This is a genomic window from Kitasatospora sp. NPDC057223, assembly GCF_042669755.1.
Taxonomy (GTDB): Bacteria; Actinomycetota; Actinomycetes; order Streptomycetales; family Streptomycetaceae; genus Kitasatospora.
This window is the reverse complement of record NZ_JBHUWW010000016.1, coordinates 1-24,092: the sequence shown is the minus strand read 5'-3', so window position 1 is coordinate 24,092 and position 24,092 is coordinate 1. Positions and strand designations below refer to the sequence as shown.

18 protein-coding genes and 1 pseudogene are annotated in these 24,092 nt (G+C 73.2%); 4 read left to right on the top strand and 15 right to left on the bottom strand.

The window, feature by feature from the left end:
* Nucleotides 1-103 precede the first annotated feature (103 nt).
* From topA to bldG, 7 genes are all read right to left on the bottom strand, one after another.
* Nucleotides 104-2,989 (bottom strand): type I DNA topoisomerase, encoded by a 2,886-nt coding sequence (gene topA / locus ACFUK0_RS09090; protein WP_380247763.1) that lies wholly within the window; start codon nucleotides 2,987-2,989, stop codon nucleotides 104-106.
* A gap of 340 nt (nucleotides 2,990-3,329) precedes the next feature.
* Nucleotides 3,330-3,833, bottom strand: coding sequence for a hypothetical protein (locus ACFUK0_RS09085; protein ID WP_380247762.1), 504 nt, complete (start codon nucleotides 3,831-3,833; stop codon nucleotides 3,330-3,332).
* Nucleotides 3,834-4,022: 189 nt separating this feature from the next.
* Nucleotides 4,023-5,570 (bottom strand): methyltransferase, encoded by a 1,548-nt coding sequence (locus ACFUK0_RS09080; protein WP_380247760.1) that lies wholly within the window; start codon nucleotides 5,568-5,570, stop codon nucleotides 4,023-4,025.
* A gap of 68 nt (nucleotides 5,571-5,638) precedes the next feature.
* Nucleotides 5,639-6,406, bottom strand: a complete 768-nt coding sequence (locus ACFUK0_RS09075; protein WP_380247759.1) for a hypothetical protein — start codon at nucleotides 6,404-6,406, stop codon at nucleotides 5,639-5,641.
* An 81-nt stretch (nucleotides 6,407-6,487) separates the two neighbouring features.
* Nucleotides 6,488-6,856, bottom strand: coding sequence for a cyclophilin-like fold protein (locus tag ACFUK0_RS09070; protein WP_380247757.1), 369 nt, complete (start codon nucleotides 6,854-6,856; stop codon nucleotides 6,488-6,490).
* 351 nt (nucleotides 6,857-7,207) lie between these two features.
* On the bottom strand, nucleotides 7,208-7,624 hold the full coding sequence (locus ACFUK0_RS09065) for an ATP-binding protein (protein WP_380247755.1): 417 nt from the start codon (nucleotides 7,622-7,624) through the stop codon (nucleotides 7,208-7,210).
* A 118-nt stretch (nucleotides 7,625-7,742) separates the two neighbouring features.
* Entirely contained in the window at nucleotides 7,743-8,084 is a 342-nt protein-coding gene (gene bldG / locus ACFUK0_RS09060) for an anti-sigma factor antagonist BldG (protein WP_014178436.1), read from the bottom strand.
* 222 nt (nucleotides 8,085-8,306) lie between these two features.
* On the opposite strand from bldG, the gene ACFUK0_RS09055 reads away from it, so the two are divergent.
* Entirely contained in the window at nucleotides 8,307-10,688 is a 2,382-nt protein-coding gene (locus ACFUK0_RS09055) for a DEAD/DEAH box helicase (protein ID WP_380247753.1), read from the top strand.
* A gap of 116 nt (nucleotides 10,689-10,804) precedes the next feature.
* Here the strand turns inward: ACFUK0_RS09055 and ACFUK0_RS09050 are convergent.
* The 7 genes and pseudogenes from ACFUK0_RS09050 to ssd all read right to left on the bottom strand — a co-directional run.
* Nucleotides 10,805-11,134, bottom strand: a pseudogene (locus ACFUK0_RS09050) (Rv3654c family TadE-like protein); the annotation flags it as partial.
* Nucleotides 11,122-11,571, bottom strand: a complete 450-nt coding sequence (locus tag ACFUK0_RS09045; protein ID WP_380247751.1) for a TadE family type IV pilus minor pilin — start codon at nucleotides 11,569-11,571, stop codon at nucleotides 11,122-11,124. The gene ACFUK0_RS09045 and the pseudogene ACFUK0_RS09050, both read right to left, overlap by 13 nt.
* Nucleotides 11,561-11,917, bottom strand: coding sequence for a DUF4244 domain-containing protein (locus tag ACFUK0_RS09040; protein ID WP_380247750.1), 357 nt, complete (start codon nucleotides 11,915-11,917; stop codon nucleotides 11,561-11,563). The genes ACFUK0_RS09045 and ACFUK0_RS09040 overlap by 11 nt, the downstream gene beginning before the upstream one ends.
* Before the next feature lie 43 nt (nucleotides 11,918-11,960).
* Entirely contained in the window at nucleotides 11,961-12,497 is a 537-nt protein-coding gene (locus ACFUK0_RS09035) for a type II secretion system F family protein (protein ID WP_380247880.1), read from the bottom strand.
* A 302-nt stretch (nucleotides 12,498-12,799) separates the two neighbouring features.
* On the bottom strand, nucleotides 12,800-13,576 hold the full coding sequence (locus ACFUK0_RS09030) for a type II secretion system F family protein (RefSeq protein WP_380247748.1): 777 nt from the start codon (nucleotides 13,574-13,576) through the stop codon (nucleotides 12,800-12,802).
* Nucleotides 13,577-14,059: 483 nt separating this feature from the next.
* Nucleotides 14,060-15,403 carry a TadA family conjugal transfer-associated ATPase gene (locus ACFUK0_RS09025; RefSeq protein WP_380247746.1) on the bottom strand — a complete coding sequence of 448 codons (1,344 nt, stop codon included), beginning with the start codon at nucleotides 15,401-15,403 and terminating at the stop codon, nucleotides 14,060-14,062.
* Complete coding sequence (ssd, locus tag ACFUK0_RS09020; RefSeq protein WP_380247745.1) at nucleotides 15,403-16,518, bottom strand: septum site-determining protein Ssd; 1,116 nt, start codon at nucleotides 16,516-16,518, stop codon at nucleotides 15,403-15,405. The genes ACFUK0_RS09025 and ssd overlap by 1 nt, the downstream gene beginning before the upstream one ends.
* A gap of 986 nt (nucleotides 16,519-17,504) precedes the next feature.
* Here ssd and ACFUK0_RS09015 point away from each other — a divergent pair.
* On the top strand, nucleotides 17,505-18,338 hold the full coding sequence (locus ACFUK0_RS09015) for an HAD family hydrolase (protein ID WP_380247878.1): 834 nt from the start codon (nucleotides 17,505-17,507) through the stop codon (nucleotides 18,336-18,338).
* A gap of 572 nt (nucleotides 18,339-18,910) precedes the next feature.
* Here the strand turns inward: ACFUK0_RS09015 and ACFUK0_RS09010 are convergent.
* Nucleotides 18,911-19,828, bottom strand: coding sequence for an oxidoreductase (locus ACFUK0_RS09010; protein WP_380247743.1), 918 nt, complete (start codon nucleotides 19,826-19,828; stop codon nucleotides 18,911-18,913).
* A gap of 185 nt (nucleotides 19,829-20,013) precedes the next feature.
* Here ACFUK0_RS09010 and ACFUK0_RS09005 point away from each other — a divergent pair, with 185 nt between their 5' ends.
* Nucleotides 20,014-21,006, top strand: a complete 993-nt coding sequence (locus ACFUK0_RS09005) for an ATP-binding protein (RefSeq protein WP_380247741.1) — start codon at nucleotides 20,014-20,016, stop codon at nucleotides 21,004-21,006.
* A gap of 435 nt (nucleotides 21,007-21,441) precedes the next feature.
* On the top strand, nucleotides 21,442-23,742 hold the full coding sequence (locus ACFUK0_RS09000) for a SulP family inorganic anion transporter (RefSeq protein ID WP_380247739.1): 2,301 nt from the start codon (nucleotides 21,442-21,444) through the stop codon (nucleotides 23,740-23,742).
* Nucleotides 23,743-24,092: the final 350 nt, after the last annotated feature.

Below are 24,092 nucleotides of genomic sequence, written 5' to 3'. Positions count from 1 at the left end.
GCCTCCGGATGCCCGTCATTGCACGGTTGTGACGCTTCGCGGACGGACTGCGGGCCCGTACCTCCCGGCCGGGAGGTACGGGCCCGCGACGGGGGCCGGAGGATCAGCCCTCGTCGGAGTCCGTGCTCTTCTCGGCGGCGGCCGACTTCGCCGCGACCTTCTTGGCGGCCGTCTTGGCCGCCGTGGTCTTGGCCGCCGTCTTGGCGACGGTCTTGGTCGCGGTCTTCTTGGCGACCGTCTTCTTCGCGGTGGTGGTCTTCTTCGCGGCCGTCTTGGTGGCGGCGGCCTTCTTGGCCGGCGCCTTCTTGGCGACCTTCTTCACCGGCCCGCGGGCCCGCTTCTCGGCCAGCAGCTCGTAGCCGCGCTCCGGCGTGAGGGACTCGACCTCGTCGTCCTTGCGCAGCGTCGCGTTCGTCTCGCCGTCGGTGACGTACGGGCCGAAGCGGCCGTCCTTCACCACCACCGGACGCTCGCTCACCGGGTCCGTCCCGAGCTCCTTGAGCGGCGGGGCGGCGGCGGCCCGGCCACGCAGCTTGGGCTGCGCGTAGACGGCCAGCGCCTCGTCCAGGGTGATGGTGAGGATCTGCTCCTCGCTGGTCAGCGACCGCGAGTCGGTGCCCCGCTTGAGGTACGGCCCGAACTTGCCGTTGTAGGCCACGATCTCCTGGCCCTCGGGGTCGGTGCCGACCACCCGGGGGATGGAGAGCAGCCTGAGCGCGTCCTCCAGGGTCATGGTGTCCAGCGACATCGTCTTGAAGAGCGAGGCGGTGCGCGGCTTGACCGCGTTCTTGCCGGTCTTCGGCGTGCCCTCGGGCAGGATCTCGGTGACGTACGGGCCGTAGCGGCCGGACTTGGCCACCACCGGGTTGCCGCTGACCGGGTCGGTGCCGAGCTCGAAGTCGCCGCTGGGCTTGGCCAGCAGCTCCTCGGCCAGCTCGACGGTCAGCTCGTCCGGCGGCAGCTCGTCCGGGATGTCGGCGCGCTGGCCGGGCTCGCCCTCGACCTGCGAGGCCTTCTCCACGTACGGGCCATAGCGGCCGACGCGGAGCGTGATGGTGTCGCTGATCGGGAACGAGCTGATCTCGCGGGCATCGATCGCCCCGAGGTCGGTGACGAGCTCCTTCAGACCGCCGAGGTGGTCGCCGTCGCCGTTGCCGGCCTCGGCCGCGCCACCCACGGCGTGGCCCTCGCCCTCGCCGAAGTAGAAGCGCTTGAGCCACGGCACGGACTTCGCCTCGCCGGCGGCGATCCGGTCGAGGTCGTCCTCCATCCGCGCGGTGAAGTCGTAGTCGACGAGCCGGCCGAAGTGCTTCTCCAGCAGGTTGACCACGGCGAAGGAGAGGAACGACGGGACGAGCGCCGTGCCCTTCTTGAAGACGTACTTGCGGTTGATGATCGTGTCGATGATCGACGCGTACGTCGACGGCCGGCCGATCTCGCGGTCCTCCAGCTCCTTGACCAGCGAGGCCTCGGTGTAGCGGGCCGGCGGCTTGGTCGAGTGGCCCTCGGGGTTGAGCTGCTCGGCGGAGAGCGGGTCGCCCTGGGTGACCTGCGGCAGCCTGCGCTCGCGGTCGTCCAGCTCGGCGTTCGGGTCGTCCGCGCCCTCGACGTAGGCCTTGAGGAAGCCGTGGAAGGTGATGATCTTGCCGGACGCGGAGAACTCCACGTCCCGGCCGTCCGAGGACGCGCCGCCGACCTTCACCGTCACGGACTGCCCGACCGCGTCCTTCATCTGCGAGGCGACGGTGCGCATCCAGATCAGCTCGTAGAGCCGGAACTCGTCGCTGCTCAGGCCGGTCTCGGCCGGAGTGCGGAAGCGGTCGCCGGAGGGGCGGATCGCCTCGTGCGCCTCCTGCGCGTTCTTGACCTTGCTGGCGTAGGTGCGCGGCGCGTCCGGCAGGTAGTCGGCTCCGTAGAGCTGCGTCACCTGGGCCCGGGCGGCGGTGATCGCCGTCTCGGAGAGCGTGGTGGAGTCGGTACGCATGTAGGTGATGAAGCCGTTCTCGTACAGCTTCTGGGCCACCTGCATGGTGCGCTTCGCGCCGAAGCCCAGCTTGCGGCTGGCCTCCTGCTGGAGCGTCGTGGTGCGGAACGGCGCGTACGGCGAGCGGCGGTACGGCTTGGACTCGACGCTGCGGACGCTGAACGCGGTCTGCTCCAGCGCGGCGGCCAGCGCACGGGCGGACTGCTCGTCGAGGTGCAGGGTGTTCGCGCCCTTGATCTGCCCGTCCGAGCCGAAGTCACGGCCGCTGGCGATGCGCCTGCCGTCGACGGTGGACAGGCGGGCGCCGAAACTCTCCGGGTTCGCGGCGTCGGCGGCGGTGCGACCGGTCGCGAACGTGCCGGTGAGGTCCCAGTAGGAGGCGGTGCGGAACGCGATCCGCTCCCGCTCCCGCTCGACCACCAGGCGGGTCGCCACGGACTGGACGCGGCCCGCCGACAGCTTCGGCATGACCTTCTTCCAGAGCACCGGCGAGACCTCGTAGCCGTAGAGGCGGTCGAGGATCCGACGGGTCTCCTGGGCGTCGACCAGGCGCTGGTTCAGCTCGCGCGGGTTGGCCACGGCCTCCTGGATCGCGGCCTTGGTGATCTCGTGGAACACCATCCGGTGCACCGGCACCTTGGGCTTCAGGACCTGCTGGAGGTGCCACGCGATGGCCTCGCCCTCGCGGTCCTCATCGGTGGCGAGGAAGAGTTCGTCGGACTCCTTGAGCAGGGCCTTCAGCTTGGAGACCTGCGACTTCTTGTCCGCGTTCACCACATAGATGGGAGCGAAGTCGTGGTCGACGTCGACTCCGAGCCGGCGGACCTCGCCGGTGTACTGGTCCGGGACCTCGGCGGCCGTGCCGGGCAGGTCGCGGATGTGCCCGACGCTCGCCTCGACGATGTAGCCGGGGCCGAGATAGCCCTTGATCGTCTTCGCCTTGGCCGGCGACTCGACAATCACGAGTCGCTGGCCGTTGCGCGCGGTCTCGCTGCTCGGGGACACCTTCGCTTCTCTCTCCCGGTCGTTATATGAGCTGGTCGGCGCAGGCAGTACGGATAGTCCTCCGCCCGACCCGACCACCGTCCGGGGCTGCCGCTGCGCGACGACCCCACCAGCGGAGTGTGACCGTACCCCGGCCACTCTTGTCAAACGGACGGATCCTGCTTTTTCACCGGCAAGGCCGACCCACGCCACTCGAACGGTAACCCGATGATGGAGGATCGTGCCGCGCAGAGGGGGTGCTTCGGCGGGTTTAGGTGCGAGATCCGGTGCACGCGGCGATGCGGGTCCCGTCGTGGTTCCGCCCACGTCGCGGCGCCGCCGAGGACCGGCGGGACGCCGCTCAGCGAGCGGTCAGGGCGGCCAGCAGAGCGCCGCCGGCGGCCAGGCTCGCCGCGCTCAGCACCAGCCACATCACATCGCCGGCCAGCGTCGACCCGGTGTCGGCGGCGGCCAGGACGACCCGGGCCGGCCGCCGCGGATCGTACGCGACCCGCACCTCCGTACCGGGCACCAGCCGGGCCGGCCGGCGCAGCGGCGTGTGTCCGCGGGGCCGGGCGAGCACGGTCTCGGCGCGCCCGGCGACAGCCCCGTCCGACGGTACTCCCCCGTCCGCCGCACCCGGGCCGCCCTGGCCGCCGACGGACGGCAGGGTGCAGAACGTCAGCAGCGGAGCACTGTCCAGCGCACCGTACGGATCGCCGTCGGCGACCACCAGGGCGGCGGTCGGTATCCCGTGGCGGCGCACCCGGTGGCGAAGACGCACTTCGACGGCGCACCAGAACAGCAGTGCGCCACCGAAGAGGACGAGCACGACCCCCGCCACCACCCCCGTGAGCGTCTCCACCGCTGCCTCCCCCGCTCCGCCCGCGACTGTCTGTCCACAGGCCTGTGGACAGACAGTCGCAGCCCGGGGACAACACCCGACCGACGTCCGCCGTACGGGAGCCGAACCAGCGGGGACGGGACGGTGAACGGCAACCGGCGGCGCGGAGCCGGGCCCGTCACCGTGCTGCCGGAGCGCCGCCGGAGGAGCTCAGCCCGCCGCGCCGGTCCCGGCCGGCTCGATGAAGCCCTGCTCCGTCAGCATCCGCAGCGACTGCGGCACCTGGTCGCGCAGGACGATCCGGTCCTCGTCCAGCAGGTGGGCGATCGCGTCCACGATCTCGCCCGCCGTCAGCGTTCCGTCGCAGGCTCCGACGAAGCCCGCGCCCACGGTGTCCACCTTCGTCGCCCGCCGCATGCCGCGGTTGTGGCGCAGGATCACATGCTCGGGATCCTCCGCACCGGGGCGGCCGATCTGCTCCTGGACGACGTCGTCGGAGAGTACGTACCGGGTCGACAGCAGGCCCGCGTCGTCGTGCGACCGCAGGAAGTCCTGCCGGTCGAACCAGCCGTCGATGTGCGGGCCGAGCGGCTGCTCGACGGAGTGCGGCCACTCCTCCACCTGCACGACCGGCTTGTCCGCGCCGCTCGCGCGCAGCGTGATCCAGCCGAATCCGATGCCCTCGACCTTCGCCGCCTCGAAGGCGTCCAGCCACTCGCCGTACCGGGCCTGGTAGTCGCCGCCGGGGCCGTGGTGGTCACCGCCGTCGCGCAGCCACAACTCCGCGTACTGCGCCACGTCCTGCACCTCCCGCTGGACGACCCACGCGTCCAGGCCGGTGCCCGCCACCCAGCCCGCCAGCCGGTCGTGCCAGTCCTCGCCCCTGACGTGCTGCCAGTTGGCGAGCAGCTGGCAGTAGCCACCGGGCTCCAGGTGCGCGGCCGCGCCCCGGACGATGCCGCGGCAGAGGTCGTCGCCCGCCATTCCGCCGTCCCGGTAGGTGAACCGGTTGCCGGGCGAGATCACGAACGGCGGATTGGAGACGATCAGGTCGAACTTCCGGCCCGCGACCGGCTCGAAGAGGCTCCCCTCGGCCGTCTCGGTGTTGTCGAAACCGGACAGCGCGAGGGTCAGCTCGGTGAACCGCAGCGCCCGCGGATTGAGGTCGGTGGCCGTGACGCGCTGCGCGTGCCGCGCCGCGTGCAGCGCCTGCACGCCGGAGCCCGCGCCCAGGTCGAGCGCCGCCCGTACCGGCCGGCGCACGGCGAGGTTGGCCAGCGTCGTGGACGCGCCCCCCACACCCAGCACCAGCTCCCTGCGGGCGACCCCGTGCGCCGTCTCCCCCGAGCCGATCCCGCCCGCGCCGCCGACGGCGCAGCCCAGGTCGGACACCACCCAGGCGTCCGAACTCGGCAGCCCGGCGACCTCATTGGCATACGGACGGACATCCACGGTGGCGCGCACCAGATCGCCGTCGGGCCGCAGCCAGCCGTCGGCGAGGCAGTCCTCGACCGGCAGCGCCGCAGCCGCGGCGGCATAGGGAACGGGCTGCTGGAGCAGGAAGAGCCGCAGCAGCGTCTCCAACGGGCTGCCCCCGCGAGTGGCACGCAGCGCGGGCACCGACTCACTGCGGGCCAACGCCGCGTACCCGGTGGGCCCGAGCAGGTCGAGGCAGCCGTCGGCGGTGTACGAGGCGGCGAGCAGTGCCTCACGCAGTTTGGCGAGACGGGTGGGGTCGAGAACTGGGCTACTGGTCACCACCCCATTGTCTCGCGGTGCACACCCCTGTCCCGACGTCGACGTGCCACGCGAAGGCGGCGGCCGCGTCAGCCGGACGACGCCGCCGGGGAGGAGGCCGAGGCGGAGGCCGGGGAGGTGGCGGCAGAGGAGGCCGGTGCGGCCGCGGGCGACGCCGGAGCGGAGGTCGCGGCCGGCGGCGCGGCCGGCGCGGCGGAATCACCCGCGGCGGGCGTCCCGGCGGCGGATGCGCCCGGTGCCGGCGCGTCGGTGGCCGGTGTGCCCGGTGCCGGCGCATCGGTGGCCGCAGTGGCGGCGCCGCCGGGCTTGCAGCCGGCCTGCTTCGCCATCGCCGCGCCGAGGTCACCGCTCTGGAGCTTGTTCTGCGCCTGGGTGGACAGGTTCGACAACTGCTGGATCTGGTCCCCGACGCTGCGCAGCGCGTCCGCGAACTTCGCCTGGTCCGTGTTGGGCAGGGCGTCCAGCTTCTTCTGGACGTCCAGGTAGCCCTGCGCCGCCTTGTTCAGCTCGTCGGCCGCGTCCTTCTGCAGGCCGGCGCCGTTCTCGACCTTGGGCGCACCCGCCTTGTCGATGGCCTCGGCGATCTGCTGGTTGGTCCTGGCCAGACCGGCCAGGTCGGCGGACAACCGCTGCTGCAGGTCGACCGGCGTCTCACCCTCCTTGACCTGCCCGGTGTCGGCCAGCGCCGCCTGCGCCTGTGCGATCGGGTCCTTGGCCGCTGCGCAGACGCTCGTCGCCCAGGCGTTCAGCTGCGCGCTGTTGTCACCGCCGCACCCCACGGCGCCGAACGCGAGCAGCGCGCCCAGCGCGGGTACGGCCAGCAGTCGCTTGTTCACCGGGAGAGCCCCTTCGGTTGCGGTCGTCGAACTGCGAACCTACACGGCCGCCGACCGCCGTTGCCGGGGCACCGGCCGGCCTCAGGCCCGCTCGACCCGGATCGAGTCGCCCGGACGGACCGTTCGCAGCACCTCCGCATCCCCGTCCAGCACGCCGAGGACGTTGCAGGGGCCGGCCAGCCGGCACTCCCCCGCCCGCGAGATCGGCGTCGGGCCGTACGGCAGCGCAAGACTGTCCCCGTCCGTCCAGAACGCCACCGTGCCCGGAGCGACGACCTGCTGCGCGTCCTCCTCCTGAAGCACGCTCACCGGGGTGCCGAAATAGACCTCCTCGCCCCAGGTGTTCGCCAGGGAACTGATCGGCAGCGCCGCCCAGACCGCCTCGGCGGACGGCGTCGGCTTCAGCGTGGCCGTCAGCTGACCGGCCGGCCAAAGGATGCGTATGCGCATGCGTGCTCCCTCATGTCCGACCATGTCCGACAGGTTCGAAGCGATCGCGCCGAGGAGCAGGGAACCGTCCGGTTCAACAAATTGTCAACCATCGGCGGGGCAGGGCAGGGCGGTACGAGGCTCGCGGCGGAGCCACCGACGCCGGACTCGGTACGACACGAGGCCGGATGGGCGGATGGACGGATGTGCGTGGGACGGGATGTGGGTACGCAGGGCCGGGGGCGCAGCAGGCGGCCCTGCCACGGGCGGGCAGACCTCAGGCCCGGCCGGGTCCTCCGGCTCGGTACTCGCCCTCCGGCTCGGCCCTCCGGCTCGGCCTTCCGGCTCGGTCCTACGGTTCCGCGCGTCGGCTCAGCGGGCCAGGACGTCGGCCGGTACCGGCCAACTCATCCGGATCAGGCCACCGCGTACTCCGTTGGTGACCTCCAGGTCCTCGACCAGTCCGGTGATCACCGCGAGGCCGAGCATGTCCTCGTCGGCATCCTCGTCGGCGCCGGGAGCGGGCACGGACATCGGGCCGGCCTCGTCCTCGACCTCGATGAGGAAACGCTTCTCCTGGTCGGTGAGAGCGACCCGGACAGCGCCGCCCAACACTCCGGCCCGCTGGTGCAGACCCACCGCGCGGGAGCACGCCTCGCCGACCGCGAGACGCACCTCGTCGAGCACCGACTCGTCGACCCCGACGCGTCTGGCCACTGCCGCGGCCACCAGCCGGGCGGTGCGCACGTGCTCGGGAAGCGCGCTGAATCGAAGTTCGACCGTTGCCATGTCTCCCCCTCGGGTTCTCCGACCACGGGCTGGACAGCCAGCCCCGAGGACCGGACTGCACCGGTCCTTGACCGGGGCGGCGGCACCCGACGGGCACCGCCGCCCCAAAAAAGGTGACTCAGTCGGTCGCGGCGACCGCGTCGTCCACCGACGTGTGGATCGGGAACACCTTGGTGAGACCGGTGATCCGGAAGATCTTCAGAATGCGCTCCTGGTTGCAGACCAGGCGCAGCGAACCCTCATGGGCACGCACTCGCTTCAGACCGCCCACCAGGACGCCGAGACCGGTCGAGTCGAGGAAGTCCACGCCCTCCATGTCGACGACCAGGTGGTAATTGCCGTCGTTGACGAGTTCGACCAGCTGCTCACGCAGCTTCGGGGCGGTGTACACATCGATCTCGCCGCCAACCTCGACGACCGTGCGATCGCCGACTGTACGGGTCGACAGGGACAGGTCCACGGAACCTCCAGCACCTTGCCTTGCTACGTCATTGCGATCCTCGGCCTTGACGGCCGCCACCGCGTGATCGCGGGCCTGGGCGCGCCTGATGAGCACGCGGCGAGCCTCGACACTGCGACCCTCGGCCATGTGGCCGTCACGGCTTCATTCAACCACCTGTGACCATGCCCGCACGATGGCTTACGACGATTGTCCGTCATGCCGGTGACACACTGGGTCCCCATGTCGCCCCGTCACCGCCCGCCCGAGGCACTGCTCGCGACCCTCTCCGCCTCCCGTGGACGGTCCGACCGACTCACCCATACGGAGCATCTCCCTGCCCGCCAGGCCCGCTACGCACCGTGGCCCGAGGCCATCCGGCCCGAGATCGTGGCGTCCGCGCTGGCCCTGGGCGTGGCGCAGCCCTGGGCCCATCAGGCCGAGGCAATGAATCTGGCCAAAACCGGCCAAACTGTGGTTCTCGCCACAGGCACCGCCTCGGGCAAGTCGCTCGGCTATCTCGCCCCGGTGCTCAGCGACCTGCTGGACGGCACCGAGGCCCGCAACGGCCGGGGGGCCACCGCGCTCTACCTGGCCCCCACCAAGGCCCTCGCCGCCGACCAGCGGCGCCGCGCCGCCGAACTCGCGCCCACCAGGGTCAGGGCCGCCCTCTACGACGGGGACACCCCGCCGGAGGAGCGCGAGTGGGTGCGCCAGTACGCCTCGTACGTCCTCACCAATCCGGACATGCTGCACCGCGGCATCCTCCCCGCCCACCCGCGCTGGGCGTCCTTCCTGAAAACCCTGAAGTACGTCGTCGTGGACGAGTGCCACACCTACCGCGGCGTCTTCGGCTCGCACGTCGCCCAGGTGCTGCGCCGACTGCGCCGGCTGTGCGCGCGGTACGGCTCCACGCCCACGTTCCTGCTCGCCTCGGCGACCACCGCCGACCCGGCGGCCACCGCCCAGCGGCTCACCGGACTGCCCGCCGTCGCCGTCACCGAGGACTGCTCGCCGCGCGGGCCGCTGGTGTTCGGGCTGTGGGAGCCCCCGCTGACCGAGAACGTCGGCGAGCACGGGGCGCCCGTCCGCCGGACCGCCACCTCCGAGGCGGCGTACCTGCTCACCGAACTCGTCGAGAACAACACCCGAACGGTCGTCTTCGTCCGCTCCCGGCGAGCCGCCGAACTGGTCGCCCTCCAGACCCAGGACCAGCTCGGCCGGCCGCTGGCCGACCGGGTGGCCGCCTACCGCGGCGGCTACCTGGCCGAGGAGCGGCGCGCACTGGAGCGCGACCTGCACTCCGGGCGGCTGCTCGGGCTCGCCTCCACCTCCGCCCTCGAACTCGGTGTCGACGTGTCCGGGCTCGATGCCGTCCTGATGGCCGGCTACCCGGGCACGCGGGCCTCGCTCTGGCAGCAGGCCGGGCGGGCCGGGCGGGAGGCCCAGGGCGCCCTCGCCATCCTGATCGCCCGCGACGACCCGCTGGACACCTATCTGGTGCACCACCCGGAGGCGCTGTTCGACACTCCCGTCGAGGCCACCGTGCTCGACCCCGACAACCCGCACATCCTGGCCCCCCACCTGTGCGCCGCCGCCGCCGAACTGCCGCTCGGCGAGAGCGACCTCGACCTGTTCGGCCCGTCCGCCGGCGCCCTGCTGCCGATACTGGAGCGGCGCGGCCTGCTGCGAAGGCGCGGCGACGGCACCTGGTACTGGACCAGGCGGGACCGCGCCGTCGACGGCGTCGACCTGCGCGGGAGCGGCGGCAGCCCGGTGCAGATCGTCGAGGCCGAGACCGGGCGGCTGCTCGGCACGGTGGACGCGTCCGCCGCGCACACCGCCGTCCACGAAGGAGCCGTCCACCTGCACCAGGGGCGTACCTACCTCGTCCGGGACCTCGATCTGGAGCACTCGGTCGCTCTCGTCGAGCCGGCTGACCCGCCGTACACGACGGCCGCCCGGGACATCACCTCCATCTCCGTGCTCTCGACCGACACCACCGTGGACTGGGGCGAGGCCCGGCTCAGCTTCGGCTCCGTGGAGGTGGTCAACCAGGTGGTCGGATACCTCCGCAAGCGGATCTCCACCGGCGAGATCCTGGGCGAGAGCAAGCTCGACCTGCCGCCCAGGACGCTGCGCACCCGGGCCGTCTGGTGGACCGTCACCGAGGACCAGCTGCTCGACGCCGACATCCCGTTCGACCAGCTCCCCGGAGCCGCGCACGCCGCCGAACACGCCTCGATCGGCCTGCTGCCGCTCTTCGCCACCTGCGACCGGTGGGACATCGGAGGGGTGTCGGTGCCCCTGCACCCCGACACCCAACTGCCCACCGTGTTCGTGTACGACGGCCACTCCGGCGGAGCCGGCTTCGCCGAGCGCGGGTTCCAGCGGGCGGCGCAGTGGCTGACGGCCACCCGGGACGCCATCGCCGCCTGCGAGTGCGAGCGGGGCTGCCCGTCCTGCGTGCAGTCCCCCAAGTGCGGCAACGGCAACGATCCGCTGGACAAGGCAGCGGCGGTACGGCTGCTGGACATCCTGCTCGCGGGAGCCCCGGGCGGCGAACCGGCCGACGCCCCGGGCGGGACGGCCGGCGACGTCGCGGGCGGCGCCCAGGAGGAGTAGGCGGCCGCCTCCGTGTCGGCGCCGACGCCGACGCCGGGCCCGGCCGCTGCCCACACCGGCCCGGCGCGTGCCCGTGCCCGCGCCGGGCCCACGGGGAACGGCAGCCCCCGGACGGGGATCTCGACCACCACCTCCACCGCGTCCGGGGTGTGCTCGACCGAGCACGAGACCACGGTGGCGTGGTGCGCGCCGGCGATCCCGCGCGCCCGGCCGCAGCCGCCGTCCGGCTCCAGCAGCATGCGGTCGGCTGCCGCGAGAGCCGCCAGATCGGCGGCCGACTCCGCACGGTGCCGGGTGACGACGACCGACCCGACGGCCAGCACTCCCGCGAACACCGTGCACCCGAGCATGGCGAGGGCGACCAGCCAGACCGTCGCCGATCCCGCATCCGGTGCCAGCCCACCGGCACCCCGGCCACGGCGCGCCCGACCGGTCACGAAGGCCATGACGACGCACCTCCCCCGGCGCCCGTCAGGGTGTCCTCCCGGGCCGCCACCGCCGTCGCGCCCAGCCGTACGGACACCAGGGCCGCCAGGCGCCCCGGGCCCGGGTAGGGCGCCTCCACCGTCACCTGCACGAAGTCGCCCCCGGCCGTCAGGCGCACCACCGCTCCGGACGGCGCGGCGGACTGCGCCAGAGCCGCGGCGTTCGCGTCACCCCGGGCCGCAGCGCGGGCCCCCACCCGGGCCGCGTCGACGCAGTGCAGCTGTCCGGCGGCAGCGGTCACGCCCCAGACCAGCATGGCGATGAGCAGCACGAGGGCCGGAAGCGCGACCGCTGTCTCCGCCGTCACGAAACCCGCGTCCCGTCCGCGCCGAACGGCGCCCGGCCGGCTCGTCGAACCCGGGGCACTCCGGGCACCCGTCCGCCGATCACGCCGCATGAAGGGCCCGGTCGAGGAGCTCGGTGAGGGTGCCGCTCACCGCGGAGCTGGTGACGACCTTGTAGAGAAGTGCGGCGAACGCACAGGCCGCGACCGTCCCGACCGCGTACTCGGCCGTGGTCATGCCGCTGTCCGACCGGCCGATCGCCATCCTCCTGACCCGGAAGGCCGCCCAGCGGCCCCGACGACGGAACAACGCCGACAACGAGCGGTACGGCACGGGCCCGCCCGCCAGGCCGATGGGCGTGGTGGTGGGCGCAGTGGTGGGCGCAGTGGTGGGGGCGGAGGCGGAGGCGGCGGTACCGGCCGCGTTCGCGGCGGTCCTGAGGACGGCCGTGCTTTCCATGGCGAGACTCCTTTACTCACGGGGAAAAAGCCTTGACGGTCAGTCATGTGTGGCGGGCGAAGGCGGAGGTCAGCCCCAGCACCACGGGCACGACGCTGATCAGGATGAAAGCCGGGAGGAAGCAGACCCCCAGCGGCGCCGTGGCCAGGACGCCGGCCCGCCGCACCCGAATGTGGGCCGCCCTCGCCGTCGAGGCACGTTGGGCCTGCGCGAGCCCCAGCAGCGGGCCGGTGGGCGGGGCCCCGCTGATGCTCGTCCGGACCAGGCACCGCCCCAGCGGGGCCAGCACGGGCCACTCCTCGCCGAGCCGGTTCCAGCTGAGCTCCGGCGGTGCGCCGAGGGCCAGTTCGGCCGAGATGGCCCCCAGCCGCCGGCCCATGGGCCCTCCGACACTCCGTCCGACTGCGGCGACAGCCGCCGACGGTGCTCCGGAGGAAGCAAGGCACGCCGCCAACAGATCTGCGGTCAAAGGCAGTTGTCCGGCGATGACCTGCTGCTCCCAGGCCGCGTGGCGCTCAGTGGGCGAACGAGCCCTCGGCAGCCAGCGGTGGAGGCCCGCAGTCAGCAACAACCCTGCCACCAGGCCGCCCACCCCGCCGAGTGCTGCGGTCACGGCGATCCCGGCCACCAACACCACGGCGGCCCTGCCGACTGCCGGGGACAGCGCCCGGTACTCCCCGGCCGACCCGCGACCGACGGGCCGCACAAGGGCCCGCCGCGCCCACCGGAGAGCCGTCCACCGGGGAGAAGGCCGCCCTCGCCCGTCCCGGCAGGACCGTACCCGGCGCCGCAACCGGCGGCGCCGCACGAGGGCCGGCAACCCCACACCACACGCCACGCCCCAGGCCGAGAGCAGCAGCCAGCCCGGCACCACCGCCCCGGTCACCGAAGCACCGCCTGCTCGTGCCCGGCAAAGGCAGGGGCGGGGGCGTGGGCGGGAGTGGGCGCGGCTCGGCGCCGGGTGATCCCACACGCGCTCCCGCCCGCACCGGACCGACCCGCACCGGACCGACCCGGGCCGGCCTCGCCCGGTCGCCGGCCGGGCTCTACGGGTGCTCCCCGGGCGGCGCGAACGATGCGCGCCGTCCAGGCCAGACCGGCGGCCTCCAGGGCCGTACCGCCCACCAGACAGGCCAGCCCTGCCGGGGTGTGCAACAGGATGTCCAACGGGTGCGCTCCCAGGGTGACGCCGAGCAGCAACCCGAGCAGGGGCAGTACGGCGAGCACCGCGATCGTGGTGCGTGGGGCCGCCAGCTCGCCCTCGATCTCCTCCGCCATCGCGCGCTCGGCCCGCAGGGCCTCGGCCACCTGGTCGAGCCCACCGGCCAGCCCGGCCCCGCCGTGCGAGGAGACCTGCCAGCACGCCGCGATCGCGGCGGCACCACGGCCACCGGGCAACTCGGCGAGCATCCCGAAGGCAGCGGGCACATCGCCTCCGTACCGGCCGGCCGCCAACCTCGCGACCGGCTCCGGGCCGAGCCTGCCGAGGGCCGGCCGGTCGGCGCCCAGACGTGCCGTGACCGTGTCCAGCGCCTGCTCAGGCGTAGCCCCGCTGCGCAGCTCGGCGGCCAGCGCCGCGCAGAGCTCGATGACGGCCGTGGCCCGGTGCCGCGCCTGCCCGTCCTGCAGCCGGCGCGCCCGCCATCGGTGAAGCGGCACCACGGCCGCCGCACCGGCGAGCAGCGGCAGGGGTGAGCGGAGTACCTGGCAGGCCCCCAGACCGACCGGTAGAAGGACAAGTTCCGGCACCAGCCAGGGCGGTCGGGCGGCCCCCAGAACCGCGCGGCCTCGCCGCAGTCGTGCATTCACCCCACCCCCGTCCCCCGGCCTCCGTCGGCCGCCCCCGATGCTCCCGTCCTCCCAGTCGCCCCAGTCGCCCCAACTGCCCTCCGGCAACAGCCGCGTGTGCCGACTTCCGACGGCCCGGCGCCGAAGCGCATGCCGTGCCGCTGCCACCAACCCGCAGAGCGCAGCGGTCCAGTACAGACCAATCTGATGTGCCATCACATTTGCTTCCTCGTGAGGGGTTTGCCCGACGTCGCCACCGGCGCTCCGTAGACCCGTCCGGGCCGAGCAGCACGCCCGCGGCCAACGCCAGGCCGCAGAGCCCGAGGACGAACAGCGCCTCGGCGCCGCCCGCCGTCATCCCGGCCTGCCGGGCAGCGGCACTCCGCGCACCGCGCACAGCTGCGCGAGCCGCTCCCAGCCGGCGCCGGGCGCCAGGGTGCCGGTCGCCGTGAAGATCACGGCGGGGGTGGTGACCGCGAGGCCGTCGCGGTCACAGGCCAGGGTGTGGATCTCGGCGATCCGGCGCAGCCCCGTGGCCTGGTCCCTGACGAGGTGCACCACGATGTCCAGCGCCGCCCGCAGTTGACTGTGCAGGGAGAGGCGGTCCAGGCCGGCCAGCGAGCCGAGTGCCTCCAGTCGTACCGGGACGTCTCCTGCGGTGTTGGCGTGCACCGTTCCGCAGCCGCCCTCGTGGCCGGTGTTGAGCGCGGCCAGGAGATCGGCGGCCTCGGCACCGCGCACCTCGCCGATCACCAGCCGGTCCGGGCGCATCCGCAGCGCCTGGCGGACCAAGTCCCGCAGGGTCAGTTCACCGAGGCCCTCCTGGTTGGGCGGGCGGCTCTGCAGCCGGACCACGTGCGGGTGCGCGGGCCGGAGTTCGGCGGAGTCCTCGGCGATGACGATCCGCTCGCCGGGGCCGACCAGGCCGAGGAGGGCGGCCAACAGCGTGGTCTTGCCGGTGCCGGTGCCGCCGCTGATCAACAGCGACAGCCGGGCCTGGAGGATCGCGGCGAGGAGTTCGGCTCCGGCGGGCGGGAGCGAACCGGCTCGGACCAGTTCGGTGAGGGTGAACGGCCGGGGCCGGGAGGCCCGCAGCGAGATGTGGGTGCAGCCGGCCGCGATCGGCGGCAGCACCGCGTGCAGCCGGGTGCCGTCGGGGAGCCGGGCGTCGACCCACGGCCTGGCGTCATCGAGTCTGCGGCCGGCCGCGGTGGCCAGGCGGTGCGCGAGGTGGCGCACCGCCTCGGCGTCGGGGAACCGGATGCCGACTGCTCGTTGCAGGCCGCCGCCACGGTCGACCCAGACCTCGTCGGGCCCGTTGACGAGTACATCGGTGACGTCCGGTGCGGCGAGCAACTGGTCGAGTGGCCCGGCCCCGACCAGCTCGGCGCGCAAGGTCCGGACGGCGTCGAGCACGTCGTCGCCGCCCAGTGGCGGCCGGGAGGCACGCAGCGCGGCCGCCACCGAGCCGGCCGTGGGCGCCGCGCCCGCCTCGGCGAGGCGCAGCCGCACGGCGTCGACCAGGGCTGCGGCACGCTCCCGGCCGGGGTCGTCACCGGTGTCCGGGGGGTGGGTCGCGGCCGGCGCCGCCCGTGCGGCCGGTACCGGCCCCGGGCCCAGCGGGCGCCGCGTCACCGCGCTGCCCGAGTCGGTGGAGCCGGCCGCGCCGGGGCCCCGGCTTCTGCGTAGGCGGTTCATCAGAGCACGCCCCCGCCGACCGCCGGAACCGGCGGCATCACCTCGTCCAGGAACGTCCCGCAGAAGCGGGCCAGCGGGCCCCGCTCCCGGCTGCCCGGCGGGGTCCCCCGTTCGGCGTCGACCAGGAGGCCGGGCTCCTGGGGCAGCTCGCCGGCGAGCCGCATCCGCAGCCCCCGGGCGATCTCGGCGCCGGCCAGGCCGGCGGGCCCAGGGGCCCGGACCACGGCCCGGACGTCGGTCAGCCGCATCCGGACGGCGGCGGCCACCCGCCCCGCGGCGGCCGTCGCCCGGAGCTCGGCGGGCACCACCAGCAGGGCCAGGTCGGACTGCTCCAGGGCCTGGCCCGCCGCCGGATCCAGATGGCGCGGAAGGTCGATCACCACCAGCCCGCCCTGGCGCCGGGCTGCGGCGAGCACACTTCGCATGGCCTCGGGCGGTACGGCCGGTGCCTCACCGCGATCCCAGGAGAGCGTGACGAGCCGGTGGAGCACGGGGAGCGCCTTCACCAGCTCGGCGCCGCTCACCCGGCCGCGCGAGCCGGCCAGATCGGGCCAGCGCAGCCCCGACGCGGCTTCGCCGCCGAGCAGGATGTCGAGCCCGCCGCCCAGCGGATCGGCGTCGACGAGTGTCGTACGGTGGCCCGCCCGGGCGGCGGTGACGGCCAGGGCGCAGGCCAGCGTCGAGGCCCCCGCCCCGCCCCGGCCGCCGAGCACGGCGACGGTGAGGGCCGGCGGGCCGACCCCCTCGACGGTGTCGGCGATCCGGTCCAGCAGCCAGCTCTCGGCGTCGGGGAGGAACAACACGTGTTCGGCGCCGAGTTGGACGGCCCGGACCCAGATCTCCGAGTCGTCGAGGTCGAGCCCGAGCAGGAGCACGCCGGGGCGGCGGGGCAGGCCGGTGCAGTACTCCGCGAGGTCGTCCCCGACGAGTACGAGCGGTGCGTCGTCCCACAGTTGGCGAGGTGGGGGCGCCGAGCAGAGCAGCAGCGGTTCGGCTCCGGCGGCCGCACAGAGGCGCAGCAGCTGTTCGGCGAGCGCCTCGTCCTGGGTGATGATCAGCGGGCGGTCGGGTGTGGGCCCGGCTGCCGGGTCGTGGTCGGTGATCGGTGTCGACATGGCGGTCTCCCCCGGTGGGGCGTGCGCACCGCACGGGGCGGTACGGGCACGCGGTCCAAGTCCTGCCGTACGGCAGCAGCCCGTGTCCTCCGGCGGGGAGGCCTGTGCGCTGTTGCCGATCACCACGGTGGGGGGCCATGCGGAATCCGTCATCCCCGTTCCGATTCCCTGTGGACAACTCGGGGCTGTGGATAACCGGGTTCACTCCCCCGGGGGGCTAATGGGTAAAGAATTGACGAAAGAGCACCTACGGGAAGACCGCGATGCGAAGAACGCGCACGGTCGGCATCGGCGGGATGACGTATTGTCCGCGCCTTGGCCACCCGGAGTAATCGAACACGCAGCGTGACGATTCAATGGCTCAGGAGCTTGCCGGATTACCCCGCCCGGCCGGGACGACACCCCCTGCGCCGGCCTTCCCGAGTGAGCCTCGACGGCTCAAAAACGGGCCCGGACATGCGACGACCCCCGCCGGGGGGGAGAGCGGGGGTCGTCTATCCACGGTCCGACTCGGGGGGGAGGAGCCGGACCGGGTTAGCACGGTCGCGAACGATCCGTGACTTCCATGGTGTACCCGAGCGGCCAGAAACACAAACCCGCACACGCCGGAGTACACCGAATGGCGGGGCGTTTTGCACCGCCCTCTATCCTCGGTTCCCGTGGACACCACCGAGAACGCCGACGAGTACGCGGACGACACCGCCGACACCGGCGGGAACTCCGAGAGCGGCCCCAGGACCGGCCCGCAGGCCGCCCCCGAACCGGACTCCGGGCCAGACTCCGCCGCAGCCCGCGAGCCCCTTTCCGAAAGCCCCGCCGGAGCCGTCGCCGCCCGGCGCGGCGACGGGGCCCAGCCGGCCGACGGCCTCGCCGGTCAGGAGGACGGCGGGGCCGGCAGGGCGGGCGGAACCATCGGGAACGCGGTCGACGGCGAGGGCGAGGGCGAGGGCGGTGACGTTGACCTCGATGACCGGGACCCCGGCGCACTGCGCCCCGCCACCCCGCGGCCGGTCACGGCGGGGCCGCGGACGGCCGCGTTCTTCGACCTCGACAAGACGATCATCGCCAAGTCGAGTGCGCTGGCCTTCAGCAGGCCGTTCTACCAGGGCGGTCTGATCAACCGTCGGGCCGTACTCAAGAGCGCGTACGCGCAGTTCGTCTTCCTGGCCGGGGGCGCGGACCACGACCAGATGGAGAAGATGCGCGAGTACCTCTCCGCACTCACCCGGGGCTGGAACGTCCAACAGGTCCGCGAGATCGTCGCCGAGACGCTGCACAACCTGATCGATCCGATCATCTACGACGAGGCCGCGTCCCTGATCGAGCAGCACCACGCTGCCGGTCGCGACGTCGTGATCGTCAGCAGTTCAGGCTCCGAGGTGGTCGAGCCGATCGGTGCCCTGCTCGGCGCGGATCACGTCATCGCGACCCGCCTGAAGATCGAGGACGGCCGCTACACCGGCGAGATCGAGTACTACGCCTACGCCGAGAACAAGGCCGCCGCCATCAGGGAGTTGGCCGAGGCCGAGGGCTACGACCTCGCCGACTGCTACGCCTACAGCGACTCCTCGACCGACCTCCCGCTGCTCGAAGCCGTCGGCCATCCCTCGGCGGTCAATCCGGACCGCGCGCTGCGCAAGGAGGCCGTCGCCCGCGAATGGCCGGTACTGGTCTTCGACCGGCCGGTGGAACTGCGGCGCCGGCTGCCGGAGTTCTCCGCCCCGAGCGGCTCCGTACTGACCGCGGTGGCCGTCGGCACGGCGGTGCTGACCGCCGCCGTGATCTGGTACGCGGCCAAGCGGCGGCGGCCGGTGGCCTGACCGCAGCGGGCCGACCGACGTGGCCCGGCCACCGTGGGACGACCGAGGCGGCCTGGCCTCGGCGCCCCGGCCCGGGCGATCCGAGCACGGCCCGGCGGGCACCTGATCACCCCGCCGGGCCGGTCGGCGAAACGCTCTCCGCAAAACGGGCAAAAGCCAAAGACTTGCACGTTTCGGGTTCCCCTTTCGTCCGAAACGCGATACAAATGAAGCACGGCCCGCGAGACCCGGTCAGGACCCGAAGAGGTCAAACCGACAACGCAGTTCAGGCCCCACGGACCGCGTACAGATAGCTGAGCACCCACATGCAGCCGACCCGCTGTCGGGCCGCCGCACCAGACGAACGGGCAGGATCCCCGTCTGATGGGCACTTCCGGTGCATGCTTGGTAACCCGGCACCTGTACCAGCGGCGGCACCCGGTGGAATCCGGTGCCGCCGCATCTTTGTGCCGTCAATTCTCCTGATCGCACTCTGAATTCCCCGGGCCCGATCAGCGGTCGCCGGAGAGCGGGCCGGGGCGAACCGCAGCCGATCCGCCCCAGCCGGTCACCCGCCCGCCTGCCGCACGCACTCAGACCATGCCGCGCTGCATCGCCTCGCAGACGGCCGTACTCTCCCGCACGCCGAGCCGCAGCGCTTGCCCGCAGTGGCCGATCCACCTGGCCAGCCCGTCCGGGGTGCCGGCCAGGTAGCCGCTCAGCGCCAGCCGGTACGCCCCGGTGCCGAGTTCGGCCAGCCCGACCTCGGCCGGGCAGATCGCCTTCGGGTCCAGCCCCTCCGCGATCAGGACGATCCGCTGGGCGGCCCGGGCGATGACGCCGTTGTGCGAGCCGAACGGCCGCAGGGCCAGCAGCTCACCGTGCACCACGGCGGCGACGACCAGGGCGGGAGCCCCGCCGCCTGGGCCCTCGGCGCGCGCGACGATCAGCCGGGACAGCTGGTCGAGCCGGGCGGCCACCTCCTCCGCACCGGGCGCGGCGGGGAGCTCGACGCGGGCCCGGCCCGGGGCGGCGGGCGCCGCCGCCTCCTGGTGCCCTCCGCCGTCCAACCCCTCGGCGGCCTCCAGATCCAGCGGGAACAGCGGCTCGGCACCCTCTCCTGCCCGCCTGGGCCGGCCGGCCGACCCGTCGGCGTCCCCGGCCGCCAGCAGGTGCAGCCTGGCCAGCACCTGCAGCGGCGAGTGCCGCCACACGCTCAGCAGCTGCCCGGCCTCGGCGCTGACGCGCAGCGCGGCGCCGACCGTACGGGACTCGGCATCGGCCCCGAAGTCGCTGCGCCGCCGCACCTCCTCCAGCGGCCAGTCCGCGCCGTCCAGCGCGGCCGAGGCGCGCGCACCGCGCAGCGCGGCTTCGGACGTCACCTCGGCGGCCCTGCGGCGCATGACGCGGTGGCCGTAGAGGCGGTCGACGGACTTACGGACCTCGGCGACGGCCTCGGGCACCCCGGGCAGCTCGGCCAGCGGGGCGAGGGGATCTGTTCCAGTGCTCACTACCCGAGAGTAAGGTCACGGCCGCCGGGCCCGACACAGCAACCCCGCCATCACCCGTTAGAGGCAATCCTCCGCTCCCCGGGGCCGAGCACCCCGGACCGCCGCTAGCATGGCCACTATCGGTGACGATAACGATTTCCAACAATGGGAATCGGGAAGAGCACGAGCGAGAGCCGGAGTCCCAGATGAAGATCGCCTTCGTCGGCAAGGGCGGCAGCGGCAAGACCACGCTGTCCTCCCTGTTCATCCGCCACCTGGCCGCCGCCGGGCGCCCGGTCATCGCCGTCGACGCCGACATCAACCAACACCTGGGCCCAGCACTCGGCCTGACCGACGATCAAGCCGCTTCCCTGCCTTCCCTGGGCGCTCACCTGCCGCAGATCAAGGACTACCTGCGCGGCGAGAACCCGCTGATCGGCTCGGCCGATCAGATGATCAAAACCACGCCGCCCGGCCGCGGTTCCCGCCTGCTGCGGATCGTCGAGGAGAACCCGGTGTACGCGGCCTGCGCCCGGCCGGTCGCCCTCGACGAGGGATCGGTCCGCCTGCTCGTCACCGGCGCCTTCACCGAGGCGGATCTCGGCGTCGCCTGCTACCACTCCAAGGTCGGCGCGGTGGAGTTGCTGCTCAACCACCTGGTCGACGGCCGTGACGAGTACGTGGTCACCGACATGACGGCGGGCTCCGACTCCTTCGCCTCAGGGCTGTTCACCCGCTTCGACCTGACCTTCCTGGTCGCCGAGCCGACCCGTAAGGGCATCTCGGTCTACCGCCAGTACAAGGAGTACGCCCGCGACTTCGGCGTCGCGCTTCGGGTGATCGGCAACAAGGTGCAGGGGCCCGACGACCTCGCCTTCCTCCGGCGCGAGGCCGGCGACGACCTCCTGGCCGCCTTCGGGCACTCCGAGTGGGTGCGTCGCCTGGAACAGGGTGCGGAGCCGCCGCTGCGGACGCTGGAACCCGCCAACCGCGCCGTACTGGAGCTGCTCCGGCACGAGGCCGATGCGGCCCACGACCGGCGCGACCCGCAGCGCTACACCCGCCAGGCCGTCCAGTTCCATCTGCGCAATGCCGAGAGCTGGGGCAACGCCAAGGCCGGAATCGACCTCGCGACCCAGGTCGACGAGGAGTTCGTCCTCGGCAGCGACCGTGCGGCCACCGCGGGCGCGCACGCCTGACCCGGCCGGCTCCCGGGCAGAGCCGTACCGGTACGAGACACAGCACCGCAGGAGACACAGCGCAGCGGGCCGTTCCCCGAGGGAGCGGCCCGCTGCGGCGTACCGCATCAGCCACCCCACCTGCCATGTTCCCCCTTGGTTCGACTACCACCCATAGGGGTGAATCGGAGCCCCGGCCCTGTCGTCGTGTTCTACGCTGTGCAAAGCTTTCATTACTCTCGGTTTACCCACTCTTGATGGTCCGCCGATTTCCGACCAACGCTCGGTGACCTTCGACAGTCCCTGATGGTCCATGGGCCCGCCTGTGCCACTCCCCGCACAGTCCGCCGCGCCCACGCCATCCCGCCACACCGTCGCGACCCACGACAGCCGATCCGATCCCCGAGCACCACCCCGGACCTGACTGCGTTCGTTCCCCCGGAAAGACGGGAAGACATGACCCTCGACATCTCCAGCGCCCCCATCGCCTCCGACACCACCGACCACGCCCCGCCGGCCGCCGGCCGCCGGGCCCTGGCCTCCCGGGATCTGTCGGCCTCCCTGGTGGTCTTCCTGATCGCCGTCCCGTTCTCCCTCGGCATCGCCCTCGCCACCGGCGCGCCACTCATCGCCGGCCTGGTCGGAGCCGCTGTCGGCGGCGTCGTGGTCGGCCTGTTCGGCGGCACGTCCCTCCAGGTCAGCGGCCCCTCCGCGGCTCTCACCGTGATCACCGCGGGGCTGATCTCCCAGTACGGCTGGCAGGCCACCTGCGCCATCACCCTCGCCGCCGGACTGCTCCAACTCCTCCTCGGCGCACGCGGCCTGGCCCGCACCGCGCTCGCCGTCTCGCCCGCCGTGGTGCACGGCATGCTGGCCGGGGTCGGCTTCGCGATCGCCATCGCCCAGTTCCACGTCGTGCTCGGCGGTTCGCCGCAGAGTTCGGCGCTCGCCAACCTGCTGGCGCTGCCCAAGCAGCTGTCCGAACCGCATCCGCCGGCGCTGATCGTCGGCGCCCTCGCCGTCGTCATCCTCTGCGGCTGGCCCAGGCTGGGCAGGCTCCCGGGCCGGGCCGGGGAGTTGGGCACCCGGCTGACGCGGATCCCCGGCCCGCTGGTGGCCATCGCGGCCGCCACCGCCCTGTCCATGGCACTGAGCCTGCGGCTCGCCCGGGTCGAGCTGCCCGCGTGGCAGCCGCAGGGCCTCCCCATGCTGCCGCACGGCTCCCTCTTCGGGGTCCTGACTGCGGTGCTGACCGTGACGGCGGTGGCGAGCATCGAGTCGCTGCTCTCCGCCGTCGCGGTGGACCGGATGTCCGGGCGGGCGGGCGACCTCGACCGCGAACTGCGCGGCCAGGGCCTGGCGAACGTCGCCAGCGGCCTGTTCGGCGGCCTTCCGGTGGCCGGTGGCGCCGTCCGCAGCACGGCCAACGTCCGGGCCGGGGCACGGACGCGGTGGGCGTCCGTCCTGCACGGTGTCTGGGTCCTGCTCGCCGCCGTCGCCCTGACCGGCGGGCTGCGCCGGATCCCGCTGTCCGCACTGGCCGCACTGGTCCTGGTGGTCGGCCTGCAGATGGTGAGCTTCGCCCACATCCGCCGGGTGCACGAGCACCGCGAGTTCCCGGTGTACCTGGCCACGGTCCTCGGCGTCGTCGCCCTCGGCGTGCTCCCGGGCGTCGCGCTCGGCGCGGCGGTCGCCGCGCTGCTGGCACTGCACCGGCTGACCCGGGCCCATGTGGACGTCACGGCCGAGCCCGACGGGTCGTTCGCCGTGCAGACGCACGGTCCGCTGACCTTCGCGGCCGTGCCCCGTCTGAGCCGGGCACTGGCCGGCATCCCCGCCGGAGCCCGGGTGACCGTCTGCCACGACGGCTCGTTCCTGGACCACGCGGCGTACGAGTCCCTGCACTCCTGGCGCACCGGCCACCACGCGGGCGGCGGCCAGGTCGTGCTGGTGACCGAACGCCAGGCGGACGAAGTGCTGGATCCGGACGGCGCCGTGCGCTCGGGCAGCTCGGCCGGCCCGCACCGCTGCCGGGCCTGGACGCCGTGGGTCGGCCACCACTGCATCGAACAGCAGGAGGACCCGCACGGGCGGCTGCTCGACGGCGTGCGGGTGTTCCAGCAGCACACCGCCCCGCTGATCCGCCCCGAGCTGGCCCGGCTCGCCAGGGAGGGCCAGACGCCCTCCCAGCTCTTCCTGACCTGCGCGGATTCCCGCCTGGTCACCAGCATGATCACCAACAGTGGGCCGGGCGACCTCTTCACGGTGCGCAACGTCGGCAACCTCGTCCCCGCGCCGTTCGAGCCGGGCGCGGCCGACGACTCGGTGGCGGCCGCCGTGCAGTACGCCGTCGAGGCGCTGGAGGTGCGGTCCATCACGATCTGCGGCCACTCCGGCTGCGGCGCGATGAAGGCCCTGCTGGACGGCGTGCACGAGCGCCCCGGCCCGCCGACCGCCCTGACCCGCTGGCTGCGCAACGGGCGCGGATCACTCGACCGGCTGCGCCGGGCCCCGGCCGGGTTCTCGGGCCGGCCGGTGGTCGATCTGGCCGAGCAGCTCTGCCTCACCAACGTCGTCCAGCAGCTCGACCAGCTCCTGGCGAACCCAGCCGTGGAGCGCCGGGTCAACGAGGGCACCCTGCGACTGGTCGGCATGTACTTCGACTTCGCCACCGCCCAGACCTACGTGCTCGACCGGGAGAGCGGCCTGTTCGCACCGGTCACGGAGCTGACCGCTCCGGTGGAGGCGATCGCCTGAGGCCCACGTCGGGCCCCTGCCGCACCGGCCGGGGCCCGGCACAGCCACCGCGCATCGACGCCGGCCACTCCTCCTCCGAGGCCCGATTTTGGTCAAAGGTCTACACCAATTTCCCGGAGCCTCTTGTCAACAGCCCTGTTCGCCTGGTGAGCTGTGTGCTGGGACACACGGGACAATCCCTACGCACGGGAGTGCCCCATGAAGAAACTCGATGAGGAGTGCGCGTTGAGCAACGAGAGCCTGGCCAACCTGCTCAAGGAGGAGCGGCGTTTCGCTCCGCCCGCGGAGCTCGCGGCTGCGGCCAACGTCACGGCGGCCGCGTACGCGCAGGCCTCCGAGGACCGGCTCGC

Excerpts from the sequence above, each read along its gene's own strand:
- ACFUK0_RS09025 (WP_380247746.1), bottom strand. The coding sequence starts at position 15,403 with ATGAACCGCCTACGCAGAAGCCGGGGCCCCGGCGCGGCCGGCTCCACC.
- ssd (WP_380247745.1), bottom strand. The coding sequence starts at position 16,518 with ATGTCGACACCGATCACCGACCACGACCCGGCAGCCGGGCCCACACCC.
- ACFUK0_RS09070 (WP_380247757.1), bottom strand. The coding sequence starts at position 6,856 with ATGCGCATACGCATCCTTTGGCCGGCCGGTCAGCTGACGGCCACGCTG.
- ACFUK0_RS09000 (WP_380247739.1), top strand. The coding sequence starts at position 21,442 with ATGACCCTCGACATCTCCAGCGCCCCCATCGCCTCCGACACCACCGAC.
- ACFUK0_RS09055 (WP_380247753.1), top strand. The coding sequence starts at position 8,307 with ATGTCGCCCCGTCACCGCCCGCCCGAGGCACTGCTCGCGACCCTCTCC.
- ACFUK0_RS09005 (WP_380247741.1), top strand. The coding sequence starts at position 20,014 with ATGAAGATCGCCTTCGTCGGCAAGGGCGGCAGCGGCAAGACCACGCTG.
- ACFUK0_RS09045 (WP_380247751.1), bottom strand. The coding sequence starts at position 11,571 with ATGCGGCGTGATCGGCGGACGGGTGCCCGGAGTGCCCCGGGTTCGACG.
- ACFUK0_RS09065 (WP_380247755.1), bottom strand. The coding sequence starts at position 7,624 with ATGGCAACGGTCGAACTTCGATTCAGCGCGCTTCCCGAGCACGTGCGC.
- ACFUK0_RS09040 (WP_380247750.1), bottom strand. The coding sequence starts at position 11,917 with ATGGAAAGCACGGCCGTCCTCAGGACCGCCGCGAACGCGGCCGGTACC.